At 54.9% G+C, this 21,822-nt stretch carries 17 protein-coding genes; 10 read left to right on the top strand and 7 right to left on the bottom strand.

Translation table 11 applies throughout. From position 1 onward, the window contains the following. Positions 1–124 precede the first annotated feature (124 nt). Positions 125–3,574 carry a TonB-dependent receptor gene (locus OHL19_RS17090; RefSeq protein ID WP_263358986.1) on the bottom strand — a complete coding sequence of 1,150 codons (3,450 nt, stop codon included), beginning with the start codon at positions 3,572–3,574 and terminating at the stop codon, positions 125–127. A gap of 235 nt (positions 3,575–3,809) precedes the next feature. On the opposite strand from OHL19_RS17090, the gene OHL19_RS17085 reads away from it, so the two are divergent. Both OHL19_RS17085 and OHL19_RS17080 read left to right on the top strand, forming a co-directional pair. Beyond that, positions 3,810–4,994, top strand: a complete 1,185-nt coding sequence (locus OHL19_RS17085; protein WP_263358985.1) for an MFS transporter — start codon at positions 3,810–3,812, stop codon at positions 4,992–4,994. 103 nt (positions 4,995–5,097) lie between these two features. Further along, the gene (locus OHL19_RS17080; protein WP_263358984.1) at positions 5,098–7,179 is read left to right on the top strand and encodes a PP2C family protein-serine/threonine phosphatase; all 2,082 of its coding nucleotides are present in this window, start codon (positions 5,098–5,100) and stop codon (positions 7,177–7,179) included. Positions 7,180–7,204: 25 nt separating this feature from the next. Here the strand turns inward: OHL19_RS17080 and OHL19_RS17075 are convergent, their stop codons facing one another. The 5 genes from OHL19_RS17075 to OHL19_RS17055 form a co-directional block, all read right to left on the bottom strand. Further along, positions 7,205–9,808, bottom strand: coding sequence for an Ig-like domain-containing protein (locus OHL19_RS17075; RefSeq protein ID WP_263358983.1), 2,604 nt, complete (start codon positions 9,806–9,808; stop codon positions 7,205–7,207). Positions 9,809–10,068: 260 nt separating this feature from the next. After that, positions 10,069–10,290, bottom strand: a complete 222-nt coding sequence (locus OHL19_RS17070) for a UBP-type zinc finger domain-containing protein (RefSeq protein WP_317890588.1) — start codon at positions 10,288–10,290, stop codon at positions 10,069–10,071. Between the two features lie 89 nt (positions 10,291–10,379). After that, positions 10,380–11,117 (bottom strand): uroporphyrinogen-III C-methyltransferase, encoded by a 738-nt coding sequence (gene cobA / locus OHL19_RS17065; protein ID WP_263358981.1) that lies wholly within the window; start codon positions 11,115–11,117, stop codon positions 10,380–10,382. An 8-nt stretch (positions 11,118–11,125) separates the two neighbouring features. Then, positions 11,126–11,752 carry a precorrin-2 dehydrogenase/sirohydrochlorin ferrochelatase family protein gene (locus tag OHL19_RS17060; protein ID WP_263358979.1) on the bottom strand — a complete coding sequence of 209 codons (627 nt, stop codon included), beginning with the start codon at positions 11,750–11,752 and terminating at the stop codon, positions 11,126–11,128. 220 nt (positions 11,753–11,972) lie between these two features. After that, positions 11,973–13,325, bottom strand: a complete 1,353-nt coding sequence (locus tag OHL19_RS17055; protein ID WP_263358977.1) for a hypothetical protein — start codon at positions 13,323–13,325, stop codon at positions 11,973–11,975. 153 nt (positions 13,326–13,478) lie between these two features. Between OHL19_RS17055 and OHL19_RS17050 the strand changes: the two genes are divergently transcribed. From OHL19_RS17050 to OHL19_RS17040, 3 genes are all read left to right on the top strand, one after another. After that, positions 13,479–14,711, top strand: a complete 1,233-nt coding sequence (locus OHL19_RS17050) for a GumC family protein (RefSeq protein ID WP_263358976.1) — start codon at positions 13,479–13,481, stop codon at positions 14,709–14,711. A 148-nt stretch (positions 14,712–14,859) separates the two neighbouring features. Continuing rightward, positions 14,860–15,945, top strand: a complete 1,086-nt coding sequence (gene gmd / locus OHL19_RS17045) for a GDP-mannose 4,6-dehydratase (RefSeq protein WP_263358975.1) — start codon at positions 14,860–14,862, stop codon at positions 15,943–15,945. Next, positions 15,929–16,918, top strand: a complete 990-nt coding sequence (locus tag OHL19_RS17040) for a GDP-L-fucose synthase family protein (protein ID WP_317890587.1) — start codon at positions 15,929–15,931, stop codon at positions 16,916–16,918. The genes gmd and OHL19_RS17040 overlap by 17 nt, the downstream gene beginning before the upstream one ends. On the opposite strand, the gene OHL19_RS17035 is transcribed toward OHL19_RS17040, so the two are convergent. Further along, positions 16,891–17,106 carry a hypothetical protein gene (locus OHL19_RS17035; protein ID WP_263358974.1) on the bottom strand — a complete coding sequence of 72 codons (216 nt, stop codon included), beginning with the start codon at positions 17,104–17,106 and terminating at the stop codon, positions 16,891–16,893. The two genes, OHL19_RS17040 and OHL19_RS17035, sit on opposite strands and share 28 nt — an antisense overlap. Positions 17,107–17,145: 39 nt before the next feature. Between OHL19_RS17035 and OHL19_RS17030 the strand changes: the two genes are divergently transcribed. The 5 genes from OHL19_RS17030 (at position 17,146) to OHL19_RS17010 (ending at position 21,822) form a co-directional block, all read left to right on the top strand. Further along, positions 17,146–17,379 carry an acyltransferase gene (locus OHL19_RS17030; protein ID WP_263358973.1) on the top strand — a complete coding sequence of 78 codons (234 nt, stop codon included), beginning with the start codon at positions 17,146–17,148 and terminating at the stop codon, positions 17,377–17,379. After that, positions 17,366–18,313 carry an NAD-dependent epimerase/dehydratase family protein gene (locus OHL19_RS17025; RefSeq protein WP_263358971.1) on the top strand — a complete coding sequence of 316 codons (948 nt, stop codon included), beginning with the start codon at positions 17,366–17,368 and terminating at the stop codon, positions 18,311–18,313. Before OHL19_RS17030 ends, OHL19_RS17025 begins: the two co-directional genes overlap by 14 nt. After that, complete coding sequence (locus OHL19_RS17020; RefSeq protein WP_263358970.1) at positions 18,289–19,497, top strand: glycosyltransferase family 4 protein; 1,209 nt, start codon at positions 18,289–18,291, stop codon at positions 19,495–19,497. The genes OHL19_RS17025 and OHL19_RS17020 overlap by 25 nt, the downstream gene beginning before the upstream one ends. Positions 19,498–19,539: 42 nt before the next feature. Then, the gene (locus tag OHL19_RS17015) at positions 19,540–20,364 is read left to right on the top strand and encodes a glycosyltransferase family 2 protein (protein WP_263358969.1); all 825 of its coding nucleotides are present in this window, start codon (positions 19,540–19,542) and stop codon (positions 20,362–20,364) included. A gap of 138 nt (positions 20,365–20,502) precedes the next feature. Continuing rightward, entirely contained in the window at positions 20,503–21,822 is a 1,320-nt protein-coding gene (locus tag OHL19_RS17010; protein ID WP_263358968.1) for a hypothetical protein, read from the top strand.

Raw genomic sequence — 21,822 nt, 5'->3', positions numbered from 1 at the left:
TCTATACCTCTGTCGGTCGCGCTTATATTGGAGGGAAATTGAGCTTAGAAGCAAATCCCCTTCGCGAATGACAGCCAGAAAGGCAACTGCAAAGGCAAGGACAGCTGCAACTCCAGCAGTTATTTCAATAGATCATTTTCAGGGAGAATTGGATTTGGCGGCTGGTGCCTGCGGTTTTGCTGATTTCTCCGAAGCCGGAGCCGTTGATGGTGTTTGAAGGCAGGCCCATGTTGACTATGTTGAAGATGTTGAAGAACTCGGAACGGAATTGCAGGTCTACGAGTTCTGCGCCGCTTTTGCGTTGGCCCAACGGAGTATCTTTGATCAGGGCGAAGTCGAAGTTATAGTAGGCGGGGCCGCGGAAGGTGTCGCGTCCCAGGGTGCCGAAACGGCCCTGGTTCGGACCCGATCCACCGGCGATATTGATGGGGATATAAAAGTAGGATTTGTTGTTGGCTCCAAGGCCGAAGTAGTCTTCGCGGACCTTGCGGGCGGTGGAGAGTTTGGGCTTGCCTATCTGGTCGGGCCGGTCTACTCCTGCGGAGCCGTAGCCGGTCTGCTGCACGCCGGAGTAGATGGTGAAGGGCGAGCCGCTGGAGATGGTGGAGATGCTGAGCAGCTCCCATCCGCCGGTGGCTTTGCGGCTGACGGAGTGAAGGAAGCCGATCTCTTCGCCGTGCAGGTCCTGGGCGAGGCTGAGGGTAAATCCGTGGGTGACGTCGAAGCTGGATGGACCTTTTTCTGGATGGGTATCATAGGGATTTTGCGGGAAGCCCTGAACGACTGCTCCGGTCGCCCCGGTACCGCCGATGACCTGGCTGGTGTCGTCGATAGATTTGCCCCACGTGTAGCTGGCCTGGATACCGGGGCCGCCGTGAGGAACCATGCCCGATAGCGACGTTTGCAAAGCGTGATAGCTGGAGTGCGCGGTAGCGGTGATCTGGTTTTCGACGCCAAGACCGCCGATGACTGCGCCTGACTCGTTGAATTCGGTGTCGGGCGCGAAGCCCGGGCTGGCATATGCGTATCCGTTGGGGAAGCTGGTACGCGGCAGATGATTGGATGTCGTGCCCACATAGCTTGCGTCCGCGGTGAGATTGCCGATGCGGCGTTCGAGGCCTGCGGTCCAGGTGTAAAGTCGGGCATCGGAGAAGTTGCGAGCGATGCCGCTGAGGTTGAGGTCGCTGACGACTCCGCTCTGGCTCAGGTTGGCGATGTCTTTTTCGTAACGATCTACATCCATGACGGTGTTGGCTGGCACTTTCTTGGGGTCATTGGAGGTGAAGATCTTTTGGCCGCTGGTAGTGTAGGGATCGGGCAACTGGGCAGAGGTGATCTGGAAGCCGTATGCGACGGGTGCTCCCTGGGCGGCGACCAGCCTGGGATAAACAGCGAAAGGTGTGGAGCCGGTGAGGAAATTATCCTGCCAGATGTTAGGCGGGATGATGGTGATGCCTGCCCCAACGTGGACCTGGAGCTTGCTGGCTGGCTGCCAGGTGGCCTGGATACGCGGTCCCCAGCCCTTCCAGTCGGTTTGATAGCCGGGCTGCGGGTTGACTACGAATTGCTGTTTGCCATCGATACGCAGGAAGCCGGAGGTGCGGTGGGCTCGTTCGGTGATGGGGGTATAGACCTCCCAGCGCACGCCGTAGTCGAGTGTGAATTTGCCGGTGACCTTCCATGTGTCCTGAAGGAAGGCGCTGTAGGAGTTGCGATTGATGGCGGCGGGACCGATGTGTGGGCCGTCGGAGAATTGCGGGGAAGCGATAGCCACGGTGTAGGCGGCGGGGCTGCCGGTAAGCACTCCGCTGAGGGTGTCGGGCAGCAGGCCGCCGTAGGGAACGTCGTGGGTTCCGCTTGCGGAGGGAATGGCTTCAATGGAGTATGCGGAGCCGCCGCCGAAGTCGTATTCGCCGTTAGGACTGGTGCCGAAGTAGGTGGTGTCGCGGTTGAGGCGAGCTTCGACGCCGGCCTTGACGACGTGGCCGTGCCTGGTCCATGTAACGAGCTGGCGACCGTGAAAGAGATTTCCGTAAGCCTGCATGACGGAGCCGCCTGCGGAGTTGAAGGCCTCAAAGGTTGCGTCGCTGAACTTGACCGCGGGGTCGATGTGATTTGGCGTAGGAAAGCCGGGGGTGCTGCGGGTGATGCCGATGAGGGATTCAAAGACCAGGCGGGGCGATGCGGTGTGCGTCCAACTGCCCATGACGTTGCGCTGGTGATCGATGTACTCAATTCCAAAGGATGGGTCGATTGCGGTCTGATCGGGATTGGTGGTGGGGCCGGTGAGGTTGTCGAAGTTGACGCGCGCGAGGAACTGATCCCGAGGGGTAAGGGCGTGGTCGATACGCAGCGAAAACTGGTTGGCGTTGGTGACGACTTTGGAGGGAGCGGCGTAGGTGTTTACGCCATACGCGCCCGTTGCGAGATTGGGCAGCGGATAGCGGGCGAGGATGGGAAGCATCTGCTTGTTGACGTTGATGGTCAACGTGTCCGTAACGTCTGAGCCGTCGGGCTGCTTGTAGGTGACCAGATCCTGAACGACGGGCGTGCGCTCGTCAGCAGTGGGAACAGGGAACACCTGCGTGGTGCCGAGTACCTGACGGAAGCCCTGGTACTGGAAGAAATAGAAGGTCTTGCCTGCTCCGTTATAGATGTGCGGCAGCAGGATGGGGCCGCCGTTGGTAAAGCCGAATTCATTGCGGCGAAAAGGCGGGATGCGTCCCGGATAAGCGATGGAGGCGTGATCGAAGTAGTTGCGCGCGTCGAGTGAGGAGTTGCGGATGAATTCGAAAACGGAGCCGTGGAAGCCGCTGCTACCGGAGCGGGTGAGGATGTTGGTGAAGCCGGCGGCGCCGCGACCGATCTCGGCAGGCATCCAACCGGAGCTGGATTGAATCTCCTGCACCGCATCGACGTTGAAGTTGGAGAAGGTTGCGCCGCCCATTTCAGGATCGCTGGTATCTGCGCCGTCCATGGCGAAGGTGGCGCTGACGCCGCGCTGGCCGTTGATGGCGAACTGCGCCGTGAAGTTGGTGGCTCCGTTGGCATCGGTCATGGTTCCGGCGGCGAGCAGAAGGAGTTGGCTGAAGTCGCGTTTGTTCAACGGCAGTTCGCTTACGGAGCGGCTGGAAAGCTCTTCTCCTCCGGAGGTCGCGGACTGGGTGTTTGCAGCTTCGCTGAGAAAGGAGAGAGCGAGCGTGTTCTGGGCAGAGATGGTCAGGGACCAGGAGTGCGCTGTGCCGGGGAATTGGAGCGGCTCGGCATAGGTGACTGTTTTGCCGTTGAGCAGGACTGAGAGCTGGTAGCTTCCATCGGCAATCGAGGCAAAGTGGAAGTGGCCATCGGGGCCTGCGGCTGCGATGATGCCAGGGCCTTGCGCTGGTTTCAGACGCACGGTGGCTGCGGGAATGGATGCTCCTGCCTCATCGCGCAGGGTGCCGGAGACAGTTTGCGTGGAGGGTTGCTGGGGGCGTGCGGGGTTGCTGGGAAAGCAGAGAAAGACAAGCAAAGAGAGAAGAGAGAATTTGACAGCAAGAGAAACGCACTTGCGAGGCGCGAATGAAACTTCCAATGTTTCGACCTTTCGTGCTGGTAACGATTCGCGTATACGCAGTCGTCGAGTTAGCCAATTCGAAGATGCACTATCTTAACCGAGCGTAATAGGGCCGTCTACGATTTTTGATATCTTGCGAGGCTTGGCAATCCGCTACTTAGACAAGCGCTGTTGCCTTGTGTAGATTTGGGTGCGGAGCGCCTGAGTTGAGATTTGCAATGAAACGGATTCGCGGAGTCGGCGGGGAGATCGGTTGAGATCGTTGACGCGACGCCTGCTTGAGTCGGCGAATGGCGAGGGGTGGGGCTCTCTACTGATTCTGCATGGCGTTTTTGTGCTGACAGGCGTGGGCGTTACGCTGCTTGGTTCGCTGCTGCCGGTGCTGGCGCAGCGTTGGGCAATTCCGGATGCTCATTCCGGAGCTTTCTTCGCTGCACAGTTTTCTGGATGTTCGCTGGGAAGCTTGTTCGCTATCGGACGCTTTCGCCGGACCCTGATGATCGGTCTATCGCTTACTGGATTGGCTGCGATATTGCTGCCGATAGCTGGAGCTTTGTCGGCGCTCGGATTGTTTTTCGCGTTTGGATTGGGGCTGGGATTGACCATGACTTCGATCGCGTTGCTGGTGGGGCAGCGATTTGAGAAGCATCGTGGAGCTGCGCTCACACTGCTGAACTTTTCCTGGGGTGTTGGCGCTGTGGTTGGTCCGTTGGTTGTGGCTCGTGTGCTGTCGGCACACACACTGATATGGCAGGGCTATCCGCTGGTTTTTCGCATGATGGCGATTGGATGTGCGTTGTTCCTGATTGCTGTTTTTGTGGGCATTCCTGAACCGCATGATGTGCCGCGCGGAGAGAAAAAATCAGGGAGGCAGTCCCTGGGACTGGTGGCGTTTTTCGCCGCTATGGGCTTTCTCTATGTAGGCGTTGAGACGACGATGGGCGGATGGATTTCGATTTATTCGAGCAGGATGGCAGGGGTGAATCTGGCGAGAGCTGCGGCAATGGGTTCATTCTTCTGGATGGCTCTATTAACGGGGCGAGCGTTGGGGTCGGTCGCGTTGTTGCGAATAGCGGAGCGACGGCTTTATCCGATGGCCCTGGCTATGGCTTTCATTGGAATCGGTGTAACTGCAAGCGCACATACACTGACGTGGGTAGCTGTGGGCGCATGTATCAGCGGGGTTGCGCTGGGGCCGATCTTTCCTATGAACTTATCCCTGTATCTGGAGCGGGCTGGCGCATTTTCAATGGCCGGGCTGGTGCTTGCGTTGTGTGGCTTTGGGGGATCGCTACTGCCCTGGCTGACGGGCGTGGTATCGAGCAGGAGTGGCGCGCTGCGGTCGGGCTTCTGGGTTCCTGCGGGGGCCAGCTTATTGATGCTGGCGATGTTAGCCGGGCTGCGGATTTGGGATGGTAGAGTTCGAAATATCCGGTGAAACATGCGTTGAGATATGCGGTGGCTAAAGCGAGTAACTTATTCCCGAGTTAGTGCGATCTTCTTCTTCGAAAATACTTCTGTTCTGGTGGTATTCTCGGCTGGTGCGATACCGCGTCGCCATCAGCGCTTTATTTGTATTGATAGCCACTTCGCTTGCCGGTCAGCAACCGGCAGAGAAGCCTGCCGCAAAAACTGTGCCTACGCTGGTTGTGCGCGGCGTGGGCAGAGGCGTGGTTCCGCTGGATGGCTCATGGCAATTTCATTTAGGCGATAACTCGCGCTGGGCGACTGCTTCCTTCGATGACTCGAACTGGGAGCAGATTGAGGTCGATGCTCCGTGGGGCGCGCAAAATCATCCATCCTATGCGGGGTTTGCATGGTATCGGCGTCACCTTGAGGTGCAGCCGACTTCGGGAGCAACACAGGATTATCGACTGCTAATCAGCCATGCGGAGGACGCGTACGAGGTCTACTGGAATGGCGTTCTAATTGGAAGCTATGGGAAGCTGCCGCCGCATCCCTCCTGGTATTACGCCGAGTTTCCACGTTCGTTTCCGCTGACTGGTTCAGCTTATGGCGTGCTGGCTATTCGGGTTTGGAAAGCACCGCTGGAGTCTTTTTCTTCGGAGTATTCGGGTGGGCTTTACGCTGCGCCGTTAGTGGGCGATCCGGACACGATCACGCTGAAGGAGAAGGCCACTTATTGGAGTTATGTCAGGGAAGATCTCTTCGATTATTCGCTCATACTGCTGCGTTGTTTTGTTGCTTTGCTTTGCGTCATGTTATGGACACGAAATCGGCGCGAGCATCTCTTTATCTGGGTGGCAGTGCTGACGGCAACGCCGGTGGCGCTGGAGATGTTGCAGCGGTTGTTCCTGATCCCCTTCTCTTATGGCGTGGCGCGCTTTTTAAACCAGCCGTTGTATGCGGTTTACCACATTTCCCTATGGTTTCTACTGGTGTGGCTGCTGCGGCTTAATGACAATCGCACGCTGGTTCGATGGACGAGGATACTGGCCGGTTGCATGCTCATTGCCGGTTTTCTGGATGGAGCGCTGGCTTACTTCTGGGGCTCGGCCGGGTTGTGGATGCAGTTGGCTGATGGCTTTCTGACAACGTTCCTTATGCTGGTCGAGATATTTCCCTTTGTCTTGATTGGTGCCGGATTCAGGCGCAGATTGGATGCTTCCCGCTGGGTGGTTGCAATTAGCGCCACGTTATTGCGCACGATCGATACGGTGGCGGATGCGAGCGCACTGGGCCAGCGTTTTACGCATTGGAGCCTGTTCTCGGACATTATCGACACGCCGCTTTTCGTGATCCAGGGAGTGGCTTTTCGCGCGGAAAAAGTCGCGTCCATCGCGCTATTTCTGTCCATTCTTTTTGCCGTGTATCGTTATGCGCTGGAGCGGCAGGTGCGGCAGAATGCGCTGGAGCAGGAGATGCAGAGCGCGCGGGAGATTCAACAGGTACTTATCCCTGAGACGCTGCCATCGCTTGTAGGTTATGCAGTTACGAGTGCATATCAGCCGGCGCAGGAAGTGGGTGGCGATTTCTTTCAGATCCTGTCGAACCCGGATGGATCGACGCTTATTGCTCTTGGCGATGTAAGTGGCAAGGGACTGAAGGCTGCGATGAATGTCTCCATGATCGTTGGAGTTTTGCGGGCGTTGTCCGATGTCAGTTCAAGCCCGAAGGAGATTCTTGGCGGCCTCAATCGTTGCCTTTGTGGCCGCATGCAGGGCGGGTTTACGACTGCGCTGATATTGCGACTGGGGGCCGATTGCGATCCGGCGGGAAGCGTAACCATCGCCAATGCCGGGCATCTGCCGCCGTTTCTTAACTACAAGGAACTTATGCTGGAGGGGTCGTTGCCACTTGGCCTGGCTGCCTTTGCGTCGTATGACGAGATAACTCTACGGCTTCATCCGGGCGACTATCTCAGTCTTTACACCGATGGATTGCTGGAAGCCAGAAGCGCAAATGGTGAGCTATACGGCTTTGAGAGAATGCACCGGCTGCTTGCTGCTCATCCGACAGCACAGCAGGCGACTGAGGCGGCTGTGGCCTTTGGACAGGAAGACGATATTACCGTGCTGACGCTGACGCGGCTTGCGGCTGGCGAGGAATCATCCACTTCCCTTGTGGCGCCGTTTCTGACGCCACAAGCAGTAACTCGCTAGAAGGCTGGCAGTAATACCGGCAGTATCAATGCCTATTTCCTGGCGCGGTAGTTACAGTGAATTTTTCTGTGCGCGGTGGTGCAGTTAAGTAACTACCTTGCGCGGGATAACTCACAACTACGGTGTGCGATCCGATTGATGGCTTGTGCAGTGAGAACAAGGCCAGTCCTAAGAACGTCGGCACTTTTACGGGCGCGGCGTTGTCATAGCTGTAAGTGATGTATCCCTGAACGAGACCGTTGGGCGTGAGAGCGCCGACGATGCAGGTGTAGTCCTGCCCGTAGGCCAGCGAGGGATTCGAGCACTTTACGTCCAGAGATACGGGAGCGGGAAGGACGGTCAACGTTACGGGAGCGGAAGTGCCGCCGGGCGTGGATGTGTCTCCGGAGTAGACGGCGCTGATGCTGTGCGAACCCGCTGCGAGCTTATCCAGATGGGCAGTGGCCTTGTCGCCAGCCAGGCGCAGGGTCTGGAGCAGCTTGGTTCCGTCGAGGATAGTTAGGGTTCCAGATGGAGCGTGCGAGTGGCGGGATGTTTGCTTTTTGGCTGAGACATTAGACGACGGAGCGATTGTTGGAGTAATTGCAATGGTGAGCGTTGTGCCGCCGGGATAGGTGACCGTGGATTTGCCGAGTGAGAGATGTATCTGGCCATCATACGGAGAGACAACCTGATAGGTCACGGTGGATGAGGATGTATTTCTAGCGGCGTCTATCGCTTGCACGGTGAAGGACTTTGTTCCGGTGGACGAGGTATCTACCGTGGTAGTTATCGTGCCGGTGTTAGGCGTGGTACCCGGCGGGTAAGTCTGGGTGCCGCAATGGATAACTCCGGAGAGCGAATCGGTGCAGCGATAACTTGCGGTTACTACCTGGCCTTGTAGATAGGCTCCTTGCGACGATGGCGCGGGCGACAGTGTTGGGCCAGAAGCTACGACGGGAGCTACGGTATCTATGTTGATGGGGAAAGTGTAGTAACTGGTGAACCAGCTTCCTCCACCTCCCTGGGTGAATTTCAACTCCAGGGTTCCGGCGCAATCCTGCGCGTAGTAATGCAGTAGATACGTGCCATCGGCGAGGCTGGAGAGAGTCTGTGGAGACGGGGCAAACTCTGTCGCAGGGCTGCCTGGATTCGCGAGCGTCGGGCAGGGGATGTTGTTTGATAAGACGGTATCGCTGGTGATTGGATCGCCGGGTACAGGCACATTTTTGGCTGTTGAGATTCCGTACGTAATGCTTTGAATTGGAGAGGCGACGAAGTTCGCGGCTCCGGTGAGATTGGTGCCTGCCAGATTGGGCGGCTGACTGGATAGAGTGACTGTCGCTATCGATTTGTTGATCCACCCGCCTGGCTGTTGGCCTGCAACGGCTACGGTGGTCAGGTCTTCTGGAATCTGCGCGATGACGATGAAGGTGGAGTTAGGGTGCGTGGTGCGGCCGGTGCCGGTGTATTCGCCGGGGCCGGTAAAGCTGCTGAGGAGATTTTGCGGGCATGGCAAGTCCTGCAAATTTGCTGCGGGATCGAAGCTGCAGGGACCACCGGTCCAGCCTTCGGTAGCCATTAGAAATCCAATGCCTTCATGGAATGTTGGCCCATTCGGTGTTGAGATGTCGGGAAGAATGAACGATGGGCCATCGAAATTGTCCCGGAAGACTTCGTTGGGCAGAGATGAAACCGGGCATTGAGCGCCGGTTGCGGTGGAACCGGTTCCTACTGTGCATGTGAGTGTGAAGAGCTTGCAGCCTGCTTGTCCGCTGGGCAACAGTTCGCCGGAGTGGATGAGGCAGGTGGATGTCGCGAAGGACGTTTGCGGTGTCAGTGTCGATTGATAGAGGGCGGGATCCAGGGGCATGTCTGCGACTGACGGAATTGTCTGATCGGCGATGGTGAGTGTGCCAGCGGCCTGGGCCAGGGTGAGGTCGTACTCCAACTCAACCTGCTGGTTGGTGAGGGGGTTGAATGGGAATCCCTGCGATAACTGCTCTGGTGTTGGATCGGTTTGAGGAATCGGGTTGCCGGAGATAACGGCGGGGCCGGTAACTCCGCCCTGGGTGCAGTTGGTGTTGAGATATAAAGTTGAGCTGGCGAGATAGAAGCCTTCATCCTGAAGATCTATCTTTACCTGGACCGGGCCGCTCGCGAGGCTGCCGCTGATATCGATGGGAGCGACTCCCCACGCGGAGACGAAGTTATCGGGATCCTCGCCGTTGAGGTTTTGCGCGCTTGCCGCATTCTCATAGCCGAGGGTGAAGCAGTTTTGGAATGGCCCGTCGGGGGAGTTATTCACGCCGCCTTTGCATAGGTTGGTCGGACCGGTGCTGGTTGCGCCCCTGGTTACGGTGAGATTGATGTTGTTATCTACCAGCACATTTCCAGTGCTGTCGGGCGTGGAGGAAAGTATTGCCGTAATTGGGCTGGCGGCACAATTGAGATTGAGCGTTGTGCTGTTGAAGTTCACCGCACTACTCCCGGTGCCTGTTGTTGAAGCGGAAAAGCGCACATCGATGGGCCCGAAGAGTTGGATCGAGTTCTGAGCGGGCAGGCTCTGGGCAGACAGAGCAGGAGCAATCAAAGCCATACAGGCTGCAGCGCTCGCACTGAGTAATAAACGGCCGAACTTGACGTGCATATACTCTCCTACGGCTTGCGCCGCCCACGGAAACGTGAAGAGGAACGCACCGAAACGCTCTCGATGGAGAGCATCCATGCGTAACACTCAGTTTTCCTGGAAACAAATCCAAAACTTGCGGGGGAGGAGATTCACAGCAGAAAGAGCTTAGGTGTAAGGTGTACCGATGTAAGTAAGCGATGTCAACTGGAAAGTGCAGTTACGATCCAGAGGTGCGGTGTGGTGAGTGGGATGTTTGCTTATCGCCGAGGCGATTTCCGTTAATCGATATAAGTATCGTCGATGTAACACCAACGCCATTTGTCGCCACGCTCGGCGGATTGAATGATCGGATGATTGGTTGCAGTGAAGTGTGCGCGTGCATGGCGATTTTTGGATGAATCGCAACAGCCTACATGGCCGCATTCGAGGCACATTCGCAGATGGACCCAGCTATCGCCGGTCTTGAGGCAGTCTTCGCAGCCCTTGGAAGAAGGCTTCACCTTTTTCTCATGATCTTTTACGTGTAGACAGGTCGCCATATTCTTCCCTTCGTAACTGCTGTGTTGGAGTAACAACGTTCGATTACAGGCTACTCCAGTTGCGCGCCTGCGAACAGACCCTCGTTACCTTTTGCGAAAAAGAGCATGATGGTTGGGGATGCGAGTGGTTTCGCGGTATGCAGTTCGCTTAATGGGCACGACTCCAGTTGCTGCGCTGGAGTGCCGATGGAAGAGACGATTGTGCATTGTGTCCCTGGGGTCCATCCGTTGGAGATCAGTTCTGCCTGGATGGCTGCATAGTCTTTGCCGGGCATGTATAAAACAAGGCTGGTTTCTGGAGTTATTCCCGCAAGGCCATTGGTCTGACCGGTGGCCAGGTGCCGCGTTGCGAACAGGACACGCGAGCTGGTGATTCGCCCGGTAAGTGGCTGGCCTACCAGCGCGGCAGCAGCGAAACCGGCCGATACTCCGGGGACTATCTCGAATGGAATTTTCGCCTCGGCGAGCGTAGCCAATTCTTCGGCTGCGCGGCCGAAGAGTAGAGGGTCGCCGCTCTTTAAACGCACGACGCTGTGACCGGAGTGAGCGTAATCGACCATCCAGAGATTGATGTCCTGCTGGGTGATGGCCTTCTGACCACAGCGTTTGCCTACGTTGCGGACGAGCGCCTGGGGAGGGGCGAGGGATAGGATCTCCGCGGAGACTAGATCGTCATGTAGCAGGCAGGAGGCCGATGAGATGAGTGCGTGCGCACGCAGGGTCAACATATCCAGCGAACCGGGCCCTGCGCCTACAAGATAAACCATGCCTGGACTCGCGATTTTCACGGCGTTCCTCACTTCTCTTTTGTATCTAACAGACGGTCGAGCGTCTGCTGCACGGGGCAGTCGGACGGGGCGCAGGTTTCGCGACGAGCGAGCAGATGCAACGCTTCGGTACGTCCGCTGCTGAGGGGAAACGCGGCCAGCATACGTGCGCGGGTTTTGCCTAACTGGTCAAGCCATTGGCCGGTATCTTCGGGCAGAAGCGAATCTATCTCCTGACGCAGGCGCTGCGCGAGGGCTGGGCTTTTTCCAGCGGTGGAGATAGCTATCTGCAGATCGCCGCGTCGCACTACGGAGGGATAGAAGAAATCACAATCGGGAGGATCGTCCACGGAGTTACAAAGGATTCCGGCAGCCTGCGCGGCAAGGGCTACGCGATGGTTCACATGCTGCTGATCGGTCGCTGCGATTACCAGAAAGACGCCGTGCAGATCCGATTCATTGAAGTCGCGTTGATGCCAGAGGAATGAGCCTGCCTGGGCCTGGATTGCGAGATCGGGCTTGGCTTCGGGGGCGACGACTGTAACGGCTCCTCCTGCTCGGAGGAGACTGGCAATCTTGGGCGCAGCAATGGTTCCCGCGCCTACGACGAGGCATGGACGGCCCTGGAGTTTAAGGAAGATCGGAAGCATTTCCATGGAAGCTAGCGCCTCTTCTTTCAGGATTGCATATCGCCTGCGGGAGGTGCATCCGCCGTGCTTTCGGGGAATCGTGCGTGATAGACATGGCGATGGCTGAGGTACTACGCAATTGGATGCGTAGCACCTCAGGATTACTGTGCGAGAACGTTATTAAACCAGGAACGTTATTGAATCAGGAACAAGCTTGAAGCACGAGCAACTGTGGATCGCGGCGCCCTTACAAAGGGGGCGGCGAATAGGTGTGGAGAGATATTGATTCCCGCAGGAACAAATCTTCCGGCTCATAATTTCCGTTTAGTCTCTGTCGCTTGATAACAACATCTTCATTGACTGGTCCAGGGCTCAAGGTAATAGAGGTTTCCCCATGTTCCCATCGGCGCATGCCTTCCACTGTTAGATCTGTTCGAATACGGAGTAACTTGAAGCCTGCGTAGTCGCTGCCGGCATTGAAGCCGACTGCAAAGAACGCGACCAGAGTTATCGCAGCCAATCGAAGATACCTGGTGTTCAGTCTGCTGTGCCATTTACCGATTGCATACAGATAGACGAAGATCAGCATCAGATTTGAATACATTCGATATCGGGACACCAGGCTTTGCGATACTCCGAGATCGGAGCGAAGCCCGGAGACAGCGATGGCCGTGATGATGATGAACGTCATGGAATAAAAGATTGCGGGATTTCGCTGATAAAACTTGTCCACTATGCTGTATATGAAAATCAGGCAGAGACAGGTTCCGAGTATTGCCGACAAAGCGTAATCCTGATATCTGGCTATCGAGGCTCCTAGAAATGAGAGCGAGTAGAGCGGCGACAAATGATAGATGGAGGAAGTAATCGAACCGTCGGAGTGGGCCTGCGATCTATGAAAATCATACTTATAGAGATAGAAGGCGAGAAACACAATCGATATACCTATCCATGAAGCAAGCCTCGCAAATCGCCGAAACTGAAGAAGCATGATGCCGCCTATGGGGACAACAAAAAAGCCGTTTCCCGATGCGGCTATTGCAAATGCGAGGGAAAGCAATCCCCAATAGAATGCCGAGGTTTGATCCTTACTCAGAAGATAGATGGTGATAAGAGCAAAGAGAATTACTGCTACATGCTGCAGTGAAGACATTGGCCAATTCAAGAGTGAGTAATATTGAAACTGAAAGAGGAGCCACGAGACGGGAATAAACAAGACCAGCTTTTCGGAGATGGTTCGACTGTCTGCCCGCCACATAAGGTACACGACAAAGAAGAGCGGCAGGATGAGGGCATTTCCGATGGTAGACAGAACTGAAAAGTTGATCTGCCCGAAGATCAAATATTGAATTACGGAAAGAGTATTCGCCACGATGAGCTTGTATTCGTTGTGCTGCGCGGTCAACACGAGCATGACTTTCTCGTGAAAGGTGCCCAGGCGAGTCCAACTATTTACCAGTGCCAGTACCCCGGTGTAATCGTCTAAAAAGGGCATGTTTATGGTCTGGCGCGCGAGCAATCCGTAAAACATGGCTATCGGCAAAAGGATCAGCCCCGCCGAGAGAGATTTCCATGGGCGTCGATTTTGATTCGGAATCATCCGGTCATTGTACTTGTTTCCTGTCGTACGACAACCAGAGTCAGATCCTGCTTTGCATGGAATGCCGCCCGTCGTGACCGGAAAATCATTCCATGCAATTGGCTTGATGGATGGAATGGGTGGGACTACCGTTAAAATGGCGGTTGGAGAATAATGAGCATGAATTCGGCAGCGGTAAACGATCAGACCCAGCAGAAAGCGTCCGCGGACGTGCCATCGGAAGACATACATCTGCTGTCGTTTGTAATTATTCTGTCGAGGCGGAGGAAGTTTATCCTCTGGTTTACCGCTGGGATGGCGGCTCTCGCCGTGGGCGTGGTGCTTTTGCTTCCGAATAAATACACGGCGATTACGAGCCTGTTACCCCCGAGCCAGAGCTCTTCGGTGAGTTCAGCGTTGATGGGCCAACTTGCAGGCTCGGGAGCGCTCGCTTCGATGGCGGGTTCAAGCCTGGGACTCAAGAGCCCCGGGGATTTGTATGTTTCCCTGCTCCGCAGCCGGACGGTCGAGGATTCGATGGTCAAACGGTTTGGGCTGATCTCCAAGTATCACGTAAAGAAAATGTCCCAGGCTCGGGATGCCTTTGAATCGCACACCAAGGTCGTGCTTGGTACAAAAGACGGGCTAATCAACATCAGCGTGACCGATCTTGACGCCGAGCAGGCATCTGAGCTGGCCAATGGCTATGTCGATGAGTATCGGAAGCTTTCCGCTAACCTTGCGATTACTGAGGCTTCGCAACGTCGCGTTTTTTTCCAGCAGCAGTTACAGGACGCGAAGCAAAATCTGGTTACGGCTGAAGACGCGATGAAGAGCATGGAACAGACCACGGGCATTCTGCAAATCGATAGCCAGGCCCGAGCCCTGGTTGAGTCTGCAGCCAACCTGCGCGCGCAGGTAGTGGCGAAAGAGGTTCAGATCCAGGCGATGCGCTCTTACGCGACAGAGAACAATGCATCCATTGTTCTATATGAGCAGCAATTGGCTGCGCTCAAGAGTCAGTTGGCCAAGCTGGCTGGTGGGGATCAGGACTCCGGGGCGGATGTGATGGTTCCCAGGGGGAAAATGGCTGGCGCGGGCATGGAATATGTTCGCAAACTCCGGGATGTGAAGTATTACGAGACTATCTTTGAACTTATCTCGAAGCAGCTTGAAATGGCTAAATTGGATGAGGCCCGCGAGGGATCCATGGTGCAGGTGGTCGATGTGGCTGTTCCCCCCGACACCAAGTCATCGCCGAAGCGTGCCATTATTGTCATCGCGGTCGTATTCATTGCCTTTGTCACGGCCTGCCTGTGGAGTATCTTTGCTGAACGCTTTCGTCTTGAGAAGGATTCCTCAAACGACCGCGAATATGTCGATGCATTGCGTGCTACTTTTCGATAAGGGACAGGCGGCCCGGGTGAGTTTCGGCTATTGCGGAATCTATAATCAGGGCGGGTATTCCTCACGGATCGCGCGATATTTGAGCCATCCAATTGCGATATAGTTAAGCAGTTGGCAAAACTATTGTTGCTGTTTTTTCAGGATCAATGTGGCAAAGATTGCGTTAATTACCGGTATAACTGGGCAGGACGGAGCCTATCTCGCTGAGCTACTTCTCCGCAAAGGCTATGAGGTTCACGGCATCAAGCGCCGTAGCTCTCTGTTCAATACAGATCGCGTAGATCATCTTTACCAGGATCCGCATCTGGGTAAGAGAAACTTCGTCCTTCATTACGGGGACTTATCCGACTCATGCAGCCTTCTTCACATTATGCAGAAGGTGCAGGCGGATGAAATATACAACCTGGGCGCGCAGAGCCACGTTGCAGTTTCGTTTGAACAGCCGGAGTATACGGCAAATGTGGATGGCCTGGGGGCACTGAGAATCCTGGAAGCCATCCGGATACTGGGAAGCGAAAAGAAGACGAGGTTCTATCAGGCTTCGACCTCGGAGCTGTACGGCCTGGTGCAACAGGTTCCGCAGACTGAGAAGACTCCGTTTTACCCTAGATCGCCCTATGCGGTAGCAAAACTCTACGCATACTGGATCACCGTGAACTATCGCGAGGCGTATGGCATGTATGCCTGCAACGGCATTCTCTTTAATCACGAGTCGCCATTGCGTGGGGAAACGTTTGTGACCCGGAAGATTACCCGAGGACTGGCACGGATCAAGCTGGGACTGCAGGACAAGCTCTATCTTGGCAACCTGGACTCACTGAGGGACTGGGGTCATGCGCGAGACTATGTGGAAATGCAGTGGCGCATGCTGCAGCAGGATAAGCCTGAGGATTTTGTAATTGCAACGGGGATTCAGCATAGTGTGCGAGATTTTGTTACGCGCGCGGCTGAAGTGCTCGATATCCGGCTGACCTGGCAGGGGCACGGCGTTGACGAAAAAGCTGTAGACCAGACGGGCGCAGTCGTCGCGATGGTGGACCCGAGATACTTTCGCCCATCCGAGGTTGAGACTCTGCTGGGTGATCCGAGTTATGCACATGAGAAGCTCGGATGGAAGCCTACGGTGAGCTTTGAGAACCTGGTGAAAGAGATGGTTGAGGCCGATCTGGTATCGGCCAAAAGAGATCAACTGGTCAAAAAGCATGGATACGATGCTTATGAATATCATGAATAGTTCCCGTCTTACAGGCTCCAAGGTATATGTTGCAGGGCATAGAGGCCTCGCTGGTTCCGCCATTATGAGGCGACTTGGCAAGGAAACCTGTGCCGATATCGTGACGCGGACTCATGAGGAGTTGGACCTGACAGATCAGGGAGCAGTCAATCGCTTCTTTTCTGAAGAGCGCCCGGAATATGTTTTTCTTGCTGCGGCGAAAGTTGGCGGGATTATGGCCAACAATACGCGCCCTGCGGAATTCATTCACGACAACCTGGCCATCCAGAACAACGTTATAGGAGCGGCTCACGGGTTTGGAGTGAAGCGGCTTCTGTTTCTTGGCTCAAGTTGCATCTATCCGCGCGATTGCCCTCAGCCAATTCGCGAAGAATATATGCTTACGGGGCCATTGGAATCCACGAATCGGCCATACGCAGTCGCCAAAATTGCGGGCATCGAAACGTGCTGGGCATTTAATCGTCAATATGGGACGGAATACGTTGGGGCCATGCCGACCAATCTTTACGGCCCGAACGACAGCTATGATCTGACCAATTCGCATGTGCTGCCGGCACTGTTGCGGAAGATGCATGAGGCGAAGGAGTCAGGAGCCTCAGAGGTGCAGGTTTGGGGCACGGGCCTGGTACGACGAGAGTTTTTGTACTCGGACGATATGGCGGATGCGTGCATCCATCTCATGAATTTACCGGATGAAGTTTACAGCTCGATTGTGCGTTCTGAAACAAGGGCTCCCCTGCTTAACATTGGCTGCGGTGAGGATTTGACGGTACGGGAACTTGCTGAACTCATCCGGGAAGTGGTTGGTTTTAAGGGGCGGTTAGCGTTTGACACCTCCAAGCCGGATGGAACGCCACGGAAGCTGCTGGATGTGTCCCGGATGAAGGAGCTTGGCTGGCAGGCTACTGTTCCTTTACGGGAGGGGATTGCCGCGGTTTATTCGAGTCAGAGGGGTTTGGGAATCCGCGATTGAGGCGTTTTTCCTGCTCTGTGCTTTGGGGCGATTTGTGGTTTTGCTGGGAGAAGCAGATTCCCTTCGGGAATGACAGACAGAACGGCAGCGGCAACAGCAAAGGCTGAGAACAGAAGCAGATTCCCTTCGGGGATAACAGACAGAAAAGCAAGGGCAACAGCAAGTTCAAAGGCAATATCGTCGATCACAACTCTCATGCGCTGGGCTGGGCACAGCGGAGGCAGGATGTGAGGGACTGGTATCATGGAAAGAAGGACTGGAAGACTGTCATTCTAAAGCCAGTACGAATCTGCGATAAGTCCTGGATTGGGCTGAATGCAATCGTACTGAAGGGCGTTGAAATCGGCGAAGGAGCTGTGGTAGCGGCAGGCTCTGTAGTTACAAAGAATGTTCCGTCATGGACAGTTGTTGCAGGCAATCCGGCGAAAGTGATTCGAGAGATTCCCGTTGAAGACCGATAACTCAGGTTTGACTGAACGGGCATTTGTGCTTGTAACCGGGGCGCACGGATTTCTGGGACGCCATGTAGCTCGCTTGCTTTCTCGGCAGGGCGAGACCGTTCTTGGGCTGGGGCATGGTGACTGGTCTCGGGAGGAGTGGGAATCCTGGGGTCTGAGTGGATGGCGGCGGGCTGATGTAACGCGGCAGACACTTGAGGAATACCAAGAAACTCCATCGACAATCATCCATTGTGCCGGTGGTGGATCCGTCTCTTTTTCCATTGAACAGCCTCTTGCGGATTTTGAGCGTACGGTAGAAACGACGGCTCATGTGCTTGAATATGTGCGCACTGCCGCACCGTCCTGCCGCGTGGTGTACGTCTCCAGCGCGAGCGTATACGGCAATGTCGATCAATTCCCGATCCGTGAAGACTGCCATGCTGCACCGATTTCGCAGTATGGGGTGCACAAGCTGATGGCGGAGCAACTGGTGGCCTCTTATGCTCGCCAGTTTGGAACTTTTGCTGCCGTCGTACGGCTTTTCTCCGTATACGGATGCGGTCTGAGGAAGCAGCTATTGTGGGATGCCTGCCGCAAATTTGCGGCGAATGACACTACTTTTATGGGCACAGGAGCCGAGGTTCGGGACTGGCTTCATGTAGAAGATGCGGCCGAGCTTTTACTTCTGGCGGCTCAGTACGCTTCGCAGGACTGCCCGATTGTGAATGGCGGGAGTGGTGAGGGAGTTGCGGTGCGGGAAATCCTTAATCACCTGGGAAGCAAACTCAATTCGAGCAATCCCACGCCCACTTTCACCGGTCAATGGAGACAGGGAGATCCAAGCCGCTACATCGCTCATATCGAACGGGCGAAGAGTTGGGGTTGGAGTCCAAAGCGCCACTGGGAAGAAGGCGTGGACGAATATGCTGCATGGTGGACGAAGAATTCACAGTGAACACTGGCCGCAATATTAGAGTTGGATTTGTTTTACCCGCCGGGCATTGGCTTGGAGGGAAAAACTACCTGCGCAATTTGTTTGGCGCGCTTCATGCACTGCCAGGCAATACGATAAGTCCGGTCATCTTTACCGGCAGGCGGCAAGTGGATGCATCGGCTGATTTCCCGGGGATCGAGATCGTCGCTTCCTCTATCCTCGACCGAAAAAGCCCTGGATGGATAGCGAGAAAATCGATCCAAGTTTCGACATCCAGAGACATTCTTTTGCAGAGGTTGCTGCTGCGGCACGGTGTCTCGATCCTGTCGCACTCCTTTCATCTTGGAAAGACTGCTTCGATCAAGACAATCGGGTGGATTCCTGATTTTCAACACGTGCATCTACCTGAGTTTTTCCTGCCCAAAGAGCGTGCCTATCGGGACAGGGAGTATCTCAGTATTGGCTCCGGTTGTGACAGGGTGGTTGTGAGCAGTGAGTGCGCGCGTGCCGACTTGTTCTCGTTTTCTCCCGAATATGGGCATAAAGCAGAATTGCTGCGGTTTGTGGCTAATCCTGTCCCACTTACGGGTGCGGCACCTCTGCCGGAGCTTCAAAAGATCTACGGGTTTGAGGGACCGTATTTTCTGCTGCCCAACCAGTTCTGGGCGCACAAAAATCATCGCGTCGTGATTGGCGCGCTCGGCATGCTTAAGCGGCAGGGCAGGCCGTTCCTGGTCCTTGCGACTGGATCTACCGGGGATTACCGCAATCCGACGTTCTACTCTTCGTTGATGCAATACGCAGCGGAATGCGATGTTCTGGACTGCTTTCGTGTGCTTGGGCAGGTTCCATACGAGCACCTTGCCGGCCTTATGCAGCATGCAATCGCCTTCGTCAATCCCTCTCGATTTGAAGGCTGGAGTACGAGTGTCGAGGAGGCTAAGTCGATGGGAAAACAGATCGTGCTTTCCGATATTCCGGTGCACCGCGAACAGGCTCCGGCTCGCAGCTTCTTTTTTCTGCCGACCGATCCGGATGGTCTGGCCCAGGCAATGCAGGCTGCGTACAATCAATATGATCATCAACAGGATGCTGCCATGCAGGACGAAGCCAGATCTCGTTTTCCAGAACGGCAACAAGAATTTGCAAAGACGTATCAAGCCATCATCAGCAGGGTGGCAGGAGAGAAACCACCCTCGTTGTGATGAAGGTAGTCCTGCAGGAAATGTGCTTTTACACGGTTCATAATGCAAATTGAAGAAAAACCCATATCCGGCGGCAAGCGTTTGAGGGGGATTAGCGCGGAGAACAAGGCTAATCAGCCGCTAGTCACCGTAGTCACCGCTGTCTACAACGGGCAGCCCTATGTCGAGGGATGCCTGGAAAGCGTATTGAACCAGGACTATCCGAACATCGAGCATATCGTGTTGGATGCCGGGTCTAAGGATGGAACGATCGATGTGCTTCGGAAGTATGACGATCGCATTGCGTTCTGGCGCAGCGAGCCGGATAAGGGCGTATACGATGCCTGGAACAAGGCTTTGCTGGAAGCGCGCGGAGAGTGGATCTGCTTCCTCGGTGTGGATGACGAGTTTTTGCCGGGCGCCGTGAGCGCTTACATGAAGCTTGCGATCCAGAATCCAGAGGCAGAATACCTTAGCTCCAAGGTACGAGTGATTCACGACACAGGCTACGAGAGAATTATCGGAGCGCGTTGGGCGTGGAGGGCTTTTTCAAACCGGATGTGCACGGCCCACGTCGGAAGCATGCATCATCGAGATCTCTTTCGCAGACTGGGTAAGTTTGACACCTCTTACCGCATTGTCGGCGACTATGAATTTCTGTTACGGGCAAGAGGCCAACTTCGCGCAGCTTATATGCCAGTGATTACCGTAATGATGAGGTATGGAGGTATCAGCAGCGATAAGAAAGCTCTTGAAGAGCAGGCTGCGGCCAAGATAGCGGCGGGCGGAAGAAATAAGCTGCTTGCCGACCTGGAGCTGCGGTATGCGAAGGCTAAGTATTTGTTGCGTCCACTTCGCCATGCATGGGGAAGAATGATGGCCAGGTAGTCTGGTTTCCAGAGGCAAATCCGGTGATTCGCCAAAGCCAATCAAGTCTCTATGATTGTTAATTACAGCGCTCCCGCTCAGGGATGAGCCATTTGCGTGCCTGTAGATGACTGAGGGCCGGCTGAGAGGGTAAAAAGCATGTTGCAATTTTGGTTTGTCGTCAACACATTATTGTGGAACATCGGCGCCAAACTGGGCGGAAGCAACATTGGCCTGAATGTCGTCATACTTTTTGCCGCGGGAGTCATCTGGTTTGGAAAGAGCTGGAGAATTGCAATTCGCTCGGCAAATATTCTGCTCGGTTTTTCTGCTTATGTTCTTATCTCTCTCGTCTTGGAATTAACAGGCCCCTGCAACGATCACCTGCAAAAGTCGCTTATCAGCACACCTCTATTGATTTTTCTGGGACTGCTGGGTTTAGAAATCGGCCGTAAAGCGAGCTATCGCGATTGGCTGAATTTGCAAAAAACTGCATGGTGGTCGATGGTTGCAGCCTTCGCTGCATTTTTCTTTGAAATGCTTGTTCCTGCTTTATTTCCGGAACAGGCAAATTATCGATCCGAAGGTAAGTTTTCGGGCTTTTTTTCAGAGCCTAGTCATGCCGCTTTCTCTTTGTTCCCCTGTATTGTCATTCTGCTGGCATCAGGAGACAAAAAGATGCGGCGAAGAGGCGTGGTCTCTCTTTTCGGACTCTTCCTCATTTCCCGTTCCTCGACGCTGATTGCTCTTGTTCTTATCTTCCTTCTCTATCGGCTGGCGATTCAAGGGAAAGTCCGTCAGGCGGTAATTTTTACTCTTGCAATTGGATTGCTCATAGGGGCAGGCGCGGCAATCGATTTCAAGCGCTTTGTACTCCCCACGGTGGACAGGGTTGCTGGAATCGCGAATCCCGGGGCAACAGAAAATATTTCGAGCCTGGTGTATTTGCAGGGCTGGGAAGACGCCTGGTTCAATCTACAGCGTACACATGGTTTAGGCCTTGGAATCAACATGATGGGGTGCGGTGTTGCTCCCAATGTTCCGGCCCGCTATGCTTTAGGTCTAGCCGACCTGGATGGGTTAAATGCCGAGGATGGCTCTTTCCTGTTCTCCAAAATCGTCTCGGAAACGGGCGTGGTGGGAATTCTGTTTTTCGTCATAATTATCTGGCGCTGGGTTCAATTGGAAAAAAGGCTTCGTCTACTGCCAATGGATGAGGTTCGGTTTGCAGTAACGACGCAGACTGCGCTGATATTTTGCTTTGTGGCGTCTAGTTTCATTCGCGGCGCAGGCTACTTTTCCGGATGCCTCCTGTTATGGATAGTTACCGTCGGCGCTGCATCGTCCTGGCAATCGAGCCTCACGAATCAGCCGCGTCGAAAGCGTCGCTTCTTCCTTTGGACGCGACGAACCAGGGACAATACGAAATCAGACGGTGATGGTCCACAACTTTCAGCGGCCAATCCCGGGGGCGAATAG

The organism is Acidicapsa ligni (genome assembly GCF_025685655.1).
Classification (GTDB): Bacteria; Acidobacteriota; Terriglobia; order Terriglobales; family Acidobacteriaceae; genus Acidicapsa; species Acidicapsa ligni.
Note: the sequence above shows the minus strand (reverse complement) of the source record. Positions and strands in the feature narration are given on the sequence as shown.